8 protein-coding genes and 1 pseudogene are annotated in these 9492 nt (G+C 60.9%); all 9 read right to left on the bottom strand.

Going from position 1 to position 9492, the window contains the following annotated elements; translation table 11 throughout:
* A partial coding sequence (locus CER19_RS26710; RefSeq protein WP_133298367.1) for a GntP family permease occupies positions 1–686 on the bottom strand: 686 nt, incomplete at its 3' end.
* Between the two features lie 295 nt (positions 687–981).
* The gene (locus CER19_RS26705) at positions 982–2373 is read right to left on the bottom strand and encodes a sigma-54-dependent Fis family transcriptional regulator (protein ID WP_116668572.1); all 1392 of its coding nucleotides are present in this window, start codon (positions 2371–2373) and stop codon (positions 982–984) included.
* Between the two features lie 146 nt (positions 2374–2519).
* Complete coding sequence (locus CER19_RS26700; RefSeq protein WP_116668571.1) at positions 2520–4091, bottom strand: ABC transporter ATP-binding protein; 1572 nt, start codon at positions 4089–4091, stop codon at positions 2520–2522.
* Positions 4092–4101: 10 nt separating this feature from the next.
* The gene (locus CER19_RS26695; RefSeq protein ID WP_032896898.1) at positions 4102–5124 is read right to left on the bottom strand and encodes an ABC transporter permease; all 1023 of its coding nucleotides are present in this window, start codon (positions 5122–5124) and stop codon (positions 4102–4104) included.
* Entirely contained in the window at positions 5124–6182 is a 1059-nt protein-coding gene (locus CER19_RS26690; RefSeq protein ID WP_032876053.1) for a microcin C ABC transporter permease YejB, read from the bottom strand. Before CER19_RS26690 ends, CER19_RS26695 begins: the two co-directional genes overlap by 1 nt.
* Entirely contained in the window at positions 6182–8041 is a 1860-nt protein-coding gene (locus tag CER19_RS26685) for an extracellular solute-binding protein (RefSeq protein ID WP_116668570.1), read from the bottom strand. The genes CER19_RS26690 and CER19_RS26685 overlap by 1 nt, the downstream gene beginning before the upstream one ends.
* A gap of 130 nt (positions 8042–8171) precedes the next feature.
* Entirely contained in the window at positions 8172–8453 is a 282-nt protein-coding gene (locus CER19_RS26680; RefSeq protein ID WP_034125729.1) for a peptidylprolyl isomerase, read from the bottom strand.
* 108 nt (positions 8454–8561) lie between these two features.
* Complete coding sequence (locus CER19_RS26675) at positions 8562–9056, bottom strand: DUF1543 domain-containing protein (protein WP_116668569.1); 495 nt, start codon at positions 9054–9056, stop codon at positions 8562–8564.
* Between the two features lie 305 nt (positions 9057–9361).
* Positions 9362–9463, bottom strand: a pseudogene (locus CER19_RS26670) (IS3 family transposase); the annotation flags it as partial.
* Positions 9464–9492 lie beyond the last annotated feature (29 nt).

Below are 9492 nucleotides of genomic sequence, written 5' to 3'. Positions count from 1 at the left end.
GGCAGGCTCAGGTTGTCGGCGGTTTCCGGCTCATTGCGCAACTCGGTGCCATAACCTTCACCGGCGCGCTGGGCTTTGTTGCGTTGGCGTGCGAGGTAGAGCATGCCGGCGCAAAACACGAAGATCGTGCCGATCAGCCCCAGCCACGGTGCCGCCCAGGCGGTGGTGTTGAAGAAGGTGCTAGGGATGATGTTCTGGATCTGCGGCGTGCCGGGCAGGGCGTCCATGGTGAACGAGAACGCACCGAGGGCGATGGTCGCGGGGATCAGACGTTTGGGGATATTGCTTTGGCGGAACATCTCGGCGGCAAACGGGTACACCGCAAACACCACCACAAACAGCGACACACCACCGTAGGTGAGCAGGGCGCAGACCAGCACAATCACCAGCATCGCCTGGCGCGTGCCGAGCAAGCGGATCGCAGCGGCGACGATCGAGCGCGAAAACCCCGACAGCTCAATGAGCTTGCCGAACACCGCACCGAGTAGGAATACCGGGAAATACAGCTTGATAAAACCGACCATCTTTTCCATGAACACCCCGGTAAAGGCAGGTGCGACGGCGGACGGGTCGGTGAGCAGCACCGCGCCAAGGGCGGCGATGGGGGCGAACAGGATAACGCTATAGCCACGGTAGGCGGCCAGCATCAGCAGCGCGAGCGCGGCCAGGGCAATGATCACACTCATGGTGTGTCTCCATCGGATTGTTATTGTTGTGGGGTGAGGCTGTGGGAGGGAGCTATAGCGAGATGTGTGCCAAATTTTTAACTTGTTGATATATATAGCTTTATTTACTTTTAACGACGGTTTTCCAGAAGATAGTCTCAATCGAGAGACGAGTGGAGATCCCTTGTGGGAGCTGGCTTGCCTGCGATAGCGGTGTAACAGTGCCATATTCCCTGGCTGAACCAACGCTATCGCAGGCAAGCCAGCTCCCACACAGGGTTGTCTTGATAGTGGGAATATTGTCTCTTTTATGAGACTAGGTTATTCCAAGCGCCAGCATTTTTTTATACAGCGTCGACCGCCCCAGCCCTAGCCGCTTGGCTGCCTCTACAACATTCCCTTCACACGCCGTGAGCGCGGCGGCGATAACCTGGCGGTCAAACCGTTCCCGTGCCGCACTGAATGTCTCTCCCTCCATCGACACCAGCGCACGGCGTTCAACCGGCGTAAAAGTGCCAATCGCCGTACGTATCTCCTCGGCATTCAACACCACGTCATCACTCAACAACGCCGCCCGCTCCAGCACATTGCGCAGCTCGCGGATATTGCCCGGCCAGGCGTGCTGGGCCAACAGCGCCAGGGCATCGCGGTCCAGTTCGTGCTGGCTGCGCAACTCCTCAAGGATCGCCTCGCTCAACGCCGGAATATCCTCCAGCCGTTCACGCAGCGGTGGCACCTGGATCGGCAGCACATTGAGGCGGTAGTACAGATCGGCACGAAACTCACCACGCTTGATTGCCGCCTCCAGGTCCATGGACGTCGCGGCAATTACCCGCACATCGCTGTGCAGCATCTCGTTGGAGCCCACCGGTTCGAATTCCTTTTCCTGCAACACCCGCAGCAATTTGCTTTGCAGGGGCAGCGGCATGTCGCCGATTTCATCGAGAAACAACGTGCCGCCCTGGGCGATCTGGAATTTGCCGGGGCGCCCCTTGCGGTCGGCACCCGTAAAGGCGCCGGGCGCAGTGCCGAAGAACTCGGCTTCAAGCAGGTCATGGGGAATCGCCGCGCTATTGATGCTCACAAAGGCTTTGTGCGCCCGGGGCGATGCGCCGTGGATGGCCTGGGCGAGCAGCTCCTTGCCGGTGCCGGTTTCCCCGAGCAGCAATACCGGCGACTCGGCACTCGCACTGCGCCGCGCCCTGCGCTTGACCTCAAGGCTGGCGGCGCTGGTGCCGATAAAGTGCGCAAAGTTGTATTTGCTTTGCCGCGAACGCAGCAGCGAGCGCGTGGAGGCTAGCTCCTGCTGCATGCTCAGGTAGCGCTCGATCAACGGCGACAGGTTGCGCAGTTCATCGAACAGCGCAAAGCCAATCGCGCCGATCACCGCCCCGGCCTCGTCATGGATCGGCAGACGCATCACCACCAGCGGGCCCTTGGGGGTGTCCTGAATGTCCAGCAGGATCGGCCGGTCATTGCGCACCACCTGGCGCAGCAGGCTGTTGGAAATCACCTGCTCGCAAGGCTGGCCGATGGCTTGGTCGGCGCTCTGGAGGCCAAAACGCTTGGCGTAACGCTCGTTCATCCACACGATATTTGCATCGCGGTCGACGATGACCGTGCCCTCGCTGGACTGCTCGATGATCTCGAACAGCGACTGGATGGCCAGGCCGCGAACCTGTTGGTAGTCCTTGAGGCTAGTGCTCATGGGTACAGAATCCTGTTAATGATCGTTCCCACGCTCTGCGTGGGAATGCCTACCGTGACGCTCTGCGTCACTTGGCGTAGGGCCAAGGCACGACGCGGAGCGTCTCGGGTTGTGTTCCCACGCAGAGCGTGGGAACAATCTCACCTCTACAAAGGGATGTGCGCTGCTGCCAGCAGTTCTTTGGTGTAGGGGTGTTGGGGCGATTCAAACACATCATGGCTCGCGCCACGCTCCACCACCTTGCCATCCTTGACCACAATCATGTCATGGGCCATGGCGCGCACCACCGCCAGGTCATGGCTGATAAACAGGTAGGTCAGGCCGTATTTGTCCTGCAGTTCGCGCAGCAGCGCCACCACTTGTTTCTGTACCGTACGGTCGAGGGCCGAGGTGGGTTCGTCGAGCAGCATCAGCGCTGGCTTGAGTACCAGGGCGCGGGCAATGGCGATGCGTTGGCGCTGGCCACCGGAAAATTCATGGGGGTAGCGATGCCGGCTGGCGGGGTCCAGGCCCACGTCCTTGAGCACCTGGACCACTTGCGCATCGCGGTCGGCCAGGCTGCACGGCGCGTGCACTTCCAGGCCCTCGCTGATGATCTGCTGCACCGACATGCGCGGGCTGAGGCTGCCATAGGGGTCCTGGAACACCACCTGCATCTGCTTGCGCCATGGGCGCATCTGCTGATGGTTGAGCGGGTCCAGAGCCTCACCCTGAAAGCGGATGCTGCCGCTGGAGTCGAGCAAGCGCAGGATCGCCTGGCCCAGGGTGGACTTGCCGGAACCGGACTCACCGACAATCCCCAGGGTCTTGCCGCGCTGCACGCTGAGGCTGATGCCGTCCACCGCGCGCAGGTAGGTCTTGGCCCGGAACAGCCCGCCGCCAAGGGGGAATTGCACGCTCAGGTCATCCACTTCCAGTACCGTCTCACGCGGCTCGCTGCACAGCACATCGCCCGAGGGCTCTGCGTCCAGCAACAAACGGCTGTAGGGGTGCTGGGGGGCGGTAAACAAGGTCTGGCAGTCGGCCTGCTCGACGATTTCCCCGGCACGCATCACGCAGACCCGCTGGGCGATACTGCGCACCAGGTTGAGGTCATGGCTGATCAGCAGCAGCGACATGCCCAGGCGTTGTTGCAAGGACTTGAGCAGCAGCAGGATCTTACGCTGCACCGTCACGTCCAGCGCTGTGGTGGGCTCGTCGGCAATCAGCAGTTCGGGCTCGCAGGCCAGGGCCATGGCGATCATCACCCGCTGGCGCTGGCCGCCGGACAATTGATGGGGGTAGGCCTTGAGCCGTTCCTGGGGTTTCTGGATGCCCACCAACTCCAGCAGTTCGAGAATGCGCGCCTGCGCCGCCTTGCCGCCCAGGCCCTTGTGCAGCAGCAGGGTTTCGCCGATCTGCTTTTCGATGCTGTGCAGCGGGTTCAGGGAGGTCATCGGCTCCTGGAAGATCATGGCAATGCGGTTGCCGCGCAATTTTTGCAGGGTGTTCGGTGAGGCGCCGATCAGTTCCTGGCCGCGATACTTGATCGAACCCAGGGTTTGGGTGCCGGCTTGCGGCAGCAGTTGCAGGATCGAATGGGCCGTCACCGACTTGCCCGAGCCCGACTCACCCACCAGCGCCAGGCACTCGCCGGGACGCACGTCCAGGCTCAGGTTGCGCACGACGGTCTGGCCGTTGAAGGCGACGCACAGGTCGCGGATTTCGATCAGGTTCATACGCGGTCACTCATGAGCGGGGGTCGAAGGCATCACGCAATGCCTCGCCGATAAACACCAGCAACGACAGAATCAGTGCCAAGGTGAAAAACGCCGTCAAGCCCAGCCACGGCGCTTGCAGGTTCTGCTTGCCCTGGCCGATCAGCTCGCCCAGGGACGCGCTGCCAGCGGGCATGCCGAAGCCAAGGAAATCCAGGGCGCTCAAGGTGGATATCGCCCCGGTCAAAATGAACGGCAAATAGCTGAGGGTTGCGGTCATGGCGTTGGGCAGGATGTGCCGACGAATGATCTTGCCGTCGCCCAGACCCAGGGCGCGTGCGGCCTTGACGTATTCCAGGTTGCGCCCGCGCAGGAACTCGGCGCGCACCACGTCCACCAGAGCCAGCCAGGAAAACAGCGCCATGATCCCCAGCAACCACCAGAAATTCGGTTCCACAAACCCCGACAGGATAATCAGCAGGTACAGCACCGGCAGGCCAGACCACACCTCCAGGATGCGTTGGCCGAGCAAGTCCACCCAGCCACCGTAGTACCCCTGCAACGCCCCGGCGGCAATGCCAATGACGGCGCTGATGGCGGTCAGGGCCAGGGCAAACAGGATCGACACCCGTGCACCAAAGATCACCCGCGCCAATACATCGCGGGACTGGTCATCGGTGCCCAGCCAGTTCACCGCCGACGGCGGGCTCGGGGCAGGGCGGGTGAGTTCGTAGTTGGGGGTGTCATCGCTGAACGGAATCGGCGGGAACAGCATCCAGCCGCCATCCTGCTTGATCAGCTTTTGCACGTAGTCACTGCGGTAGTCCGCCTGGAACGGCAACTGCCCGCCGAACTGCTGCTCGGTATAGCGCTTGAACACCGGAAAATACAGCTCGTTCTTGAAACTGAGCACCAGCGGCTTGTCATTGGCGATCAACTCCCCGCCCAGGGTCAGGATAAAGAGGCCGATAAACAGCCACAGCGACCACCAGCCACGGCGGTTTTTCTTGAAGCGCTCGAAGCGCCGACGGGCCACGGGGGACAGGTTGAGCATCAGGCGTTCCTCGCGGCGAAGTCGATACGCGGGTCCACCAGGGTGTAGCAGAGGTCGCCGATGAGTTTTATCAGGAGGCCGAACAGGGTGAAGATAAACAGCGAGCCGAACACCACCGGGTAGTCGCGGGACACGGCTGCCTCGTAGCTCATGCGGCCCAGGCCATCGAGGGAGAAAATCACCTCGATCAGCAGCGAGCCGGCAAAGAACACACTGATAAACGCCTGGGGAATCCCCGAGATCACCAGCAACATTGCATTGCGGAACACGTGACCGTACAGCACCCGGCGTTCGCTCAAACCCTTGGCGCGTGCGGTGACTACGTACTGGCGGGTAATTTCATTGAGGAACGAGTTCTTGGTGAGGATGGTCAAGGTGGCGAACCCGCCGATAACCAGCGCCGTTACCGGTAGCACCAAGTGCCAGAAGTAGTCGGCCACCTTGCCCACGGTGCTCAGTTCGGCGAAGTTTTCCGAGACCAGCCCGCGTACCGGGAACCAGTTCAGCGAAGTGCCGCCAGCGAACACCACGATCAGGAACATCGCGAACAGGAACGCCGGCATTGCGTAACCGATGACGATGGCCGTACTGCTCCACATATCAAAGCTGCTGCCATGGCGCACGGCCTTGCGTATGCCCAGCGGGATCGACACCAGGTACGTGATCAGCGTGGCCCACAGGCCGAGGGAAATTGTGACGGGCATCTTTTCCAGGATCAGGTCGGTCACCGTCGCGCCGCGAAAGAAGCTGTTGCCGAAGTCCAGTTGGGCGTAGTTCTTGAGCATCAACCACAGGCGTTCCGGCGCGGATTTGTCGAAGCCGTATTGTTTCTCGATGTCCTTGATCAGCTTCGGGTCCAGGCCGCGGCTGGCTCGCGAGCCACTGATGCCTTCGCCGGATGCGCCCGCCACACCACCGCCACCAATGCCTTGCAAGTGGGCGATGGCTTGCTCCACCGGCCCGCCGGGCGCGGCCTGCACGATCACGAAGTTCACCAACAGGATGATCACCAGCGTCGGGATGATCAGCAGCAGGCGCCGTACGATATAGGCAAACATCAGTGGGCCTCTCCGCGTTTTTTCAACTCAGCCTGCATTTGTTCGTTCGTCAGCGGGGTGGGGCTGACTTCCCACCAGGTTTCCAGGGCTTCGTCGTTTTTTGCCTCGATGGCCGGGCGCCCGAAACGGTTCCACCATGCGGCGGAGGTGCCCGGTGGGTAATAGTTGGGGATCCACAGGTAATTCCATTGCAACACGCGGTCCAGGGCGTGGGCATAGGTGAGCATCTTCGCCTGGGTGTCGGCCTTGACCAGGCCATGGATAAGGGTGTCGACGGCCGGGTCCTTGAGCACGATGTAGTTGTTGGCGCCCGAATCGAACGCGGCGGCAGAGCCGAAATAGTTGTACAGCTCCATGCCGGGCGAGGTGGTGACCGGGAAACCTGTGACGATCATGTCGTAGTCGCGGGCCATCAGCCGGTTGACGTACTGCGAAGAGTCAATGCGGCGGATATTCAGGGTGATGCCGATCTGCGCCAGGTTGCGTTTGTAGGGCAGCAACAAGCGCTCAAGGCCGTTCTGGACATTCAGAAAGGTAAACTCCAGTGGCTCGCCCTGGGCATTGACGAGTTTGTCTCCCACCGGTTTCCAGCCGGCGTCCTCCAGCAGGGCCAAGGCTTGCAGCTGTTTGTCGCGGATCATGCCACTGCCATCGGTGACCGGGGCCTTGAACACCTGGGTAAACACCTCGTCGGGAACCTGCCCGCGCAGGGGTTCGAGGATCGCCAGTTCTTCCGGGGTCGGTAACTGGCTGGCAGCCAACGGGCTATTGGAGAAATAGCTCTGCTGGCGGATGTACAGGTTGCGCATCATCTGGCGGTTGGCCCATTCAAAATCCCACAGCATCGCCAGGGCCTGGCGCACGCGGCGATCCTTGAACATCGGTTTTTGTACATTGAACACATAGCCCTGGGCCGGCTGCGGCATCTCCTTGGCCAGGTGCGCGCGCTGCAGGCGACCATCGTCCAGGGCCGGGCCGTTGTAGCCGATGGAGTAACCCGTGGCAGAGAATTCACGATTGAAGTCGTAGGCACCGCCGCGCAGCACCTGGCGCGCCACTTCGGTGTCGCCGAAGTATTCCAGGCTCAGGTGATCGAAGTTGTACAGGCCACGGCTGACCGGCAAGTCCTTGCCCCACCAGTCGGGGTCGCGGGTGAAGGTGATGGTACTGCCGGAGTCGATCTTGCTGACCTTGTAAGGGCCGCTGCCCAGTGGCGCTTCGTAGCCGCCGCCGTTGGCAAAGTCGCGGGTCTTCCACCAGTGCTCGGGGAACACCGGCAAAGTGGCGAGATCCAGGGGCAGGGTGCGGTTTTCATTGCTGGAAAAGTCAAAGCGCACCTGACGTTCGCCTTCGACTTCGACGTGTTTGACGTCGGCAAATAACGTTCGATAGCGCAGGCTGCCCTGGGTCATCAACACGTCAAAGCTGTAGCGCACGTCTTGCGCGGTAATGGGCGTGCCATCGGCAAAGCGCGCCTTGGGGTTCAGGTAGAAGCGCAACGACAGGCCGTCGTCGCCGCGTTCCATCTTTTGCGCCACCAGGCCATAGACGGTGTAAGGCTCATCCAGCGAGCGCAACGCCAAAGGCGCATACACCCAGCCGTCCACCTGGGACACGCCGATGCCTTTGTCGATATAGGGCAGCACATGGTCAAACCGCCCCACCTCCAGCGCTGAGCGCCGCAGGCTGCCGCCCTTGGGGGCGTTGGGGTTGGCGTAGTCGAAATGGCTAAACCCTTCGGCGTACTTGGCCGGCTCGCCGTACACCGTCAGGTAGGTTTGCGGGGCTGCGATCACCGCAGTGCTGGCCATTAGCAAGGCCAGGGTGGAGCAGAGCAGAGATGAAAAAGCCAATCGCATTATCAGCCTTGAGCGCCGGGTAAAGAATAATAAGGATTTGTACGCTAACGGCCTGGGCATCGCCAGTCATCAGATGCACAACGGCCCACCAAAGGGCGGGCCGTTGTTTATAGCATCAGCGCAGATTGAATCAATCCTGGCGGCTGGTGACTTCCAGCAGGTGGTAGCCGAACTGGGTCTTCACCGGGCCTTGCACGGTGTTGACCGGGGCACTGAAGACCACGGTGTCGAATTCCTTGACCATCTGGCCTGGGCCGAACGAGCCGAGGTCGCCGCCCTGGCGGCTGGATGGGCAGCTGGAGTTGGCTTTAGCGATTTCTGCGAAATCAGCGCCGCCTTCGATTTGGGCCTTGAGTTCGTTGCACTTGTCTTCAGAGGCAACGAGGATGTGACGGGCGGTGGCTTTGGCCATGGTGAGTAACTCCTAGAGTAAAAAACGGTGAGCGTACCGGATTCAGGCGGTTATTTCTCGGCAAAGTTCCACTGGGTTTTCAGTCGCCACTGTTTAAGTCATGCTGGTTCAAGGCAGCACGAGATAGTCGTTGCGCTGCACGATCGGTCGGTGCGCTGCTTGCACCAGGTGGATATAACGGCCGTCCACCAGGTCGATGGGCAGGCAATCGTCGATATCCAGCACCGCGTCGGTGTGGGCCTGGGACCAGTGGCTGAGCATCTGCTGCTTACCTTTGCCCATGGCCTCCTGTTTGTTACGGGCGACCACCAGCAGGTAGTGATGGGCTTCGCCAAAGCTATTGGCCTCGTAGCCGCCGAGGTTGATGAAGTACAGGCGGGGCGCATCGCTGTGGGGCGCCAGGTGGCTCAATTCAACCTTCCAGCCGTCGACGCCATCGACGGCCATCCATGCGTCGATGTGTACGCCTTTGGGGCTGCCGAACCAGGCGTCGCGTAATTGTGGGTAGGTGGCTTGCAGGGTGTCGGCTACTGCGAATACCACATCGTGTACTTCGATCCTGGCCCGCGGGTGCTTGCCCCCGAGCATGACGACAAACAGCATTACCAGTGATTCCTGGGGAGTGGCGAGAGGGCAACCATACTGCGATTGAGCTGGTTTGTCCGGTTGTGATGGGGCCTGTGTGTCGCGACGCTGAAACTGTGGGAGCTGGCTTGCCTGCGATGGCGGCCTAACAAGCAACACCTGTCTACCTGACACCTCGCAATCAAACTGTGGGAGCGGGCTTGCTCGCGAAGGCGGCCTGGCAGTCAACACTGTTGGATTGTGTACATATCCATTTCTGCGGTAACGGCCACTTAGGGTTCCGCTCTGACATGAACTGCCCCCCAAAAGTTGGACAGGAGACGCTATTGATTTAGTGCCTGGGTCCGAAACTGTACCGGACTCAAGCCATTCAGTCTGAGGCTTATGCGGTCTTGGTTGTAGTAGGTGATGTAATCCTCTAAGCCTGCAGCCGCTGCTCCACACTCTCAAATGA

Origin of the sequence: Pseudomonas sp. GL93 (genome assembly GCF_003408955.1) — a bacterium.
Taxonomy (GTDB): Bacteria; Pseudomonadota; Gammaproteobacteria; order Pseudomonadales; family Pseudomonadaceae; genus Aquipseudomonas; species Aquipseudomonas paracarnis.
This window is presented reverse-complemented; position numbering and strand designations above follow the sequence as displayed.

Coding starts and splice junctions, on each gene's coding strand:
- CER19_RS26705 (WP_116668572.1), bottom strand. CDS start 2,373: ATGAGCACTAGCCTCAAGGACTACCAACAGGTTCGCGGCCTGGCCATC.
- CER19_RS26700 (WP_116668571.1), bottom strand. CDS start 4,091: ATGAACCTGATCGAAATCCGCGACCTGTGCGTCGCCTTCAACGGCCAG.
- CER19_RS26695 (WP_032896898.1), bottom strand. CDS start 5,124: ATGCTCAACCTGTCCCCCGTGGCCCGTCGGCGCTTCGAGCGCTTCAAG.
- CER19_RS26690 (WP_032876053.1), bottom strand. CDS start 6,182: ATGTTTGCCTATATCGTACGGCGCCTGCTGCTGATCATCCCGACGCTG.
- CER19_RS26685 (WP_116668570.1), bottom strand. CDS start 8,041: ATGCGATTGGCTTTTTCATCTCTGCTCTGCTCCACCCTGGCCTTGCTA.
- CER19_RS26680 (WP_034125729.1), bottom strand. CDS start 8,453: ATGGCCAAAGCCACCGCCCGTCACATCCTCGTTGCCTCTGAAGACAAG.
- CER19_RS26675 (WP_116668569.1), bottom strand. CDS start 9,056: ATGCTGTTTGTCGTCATGCTCGGGGGCAAGCACCCGCGGGCCAGGATC.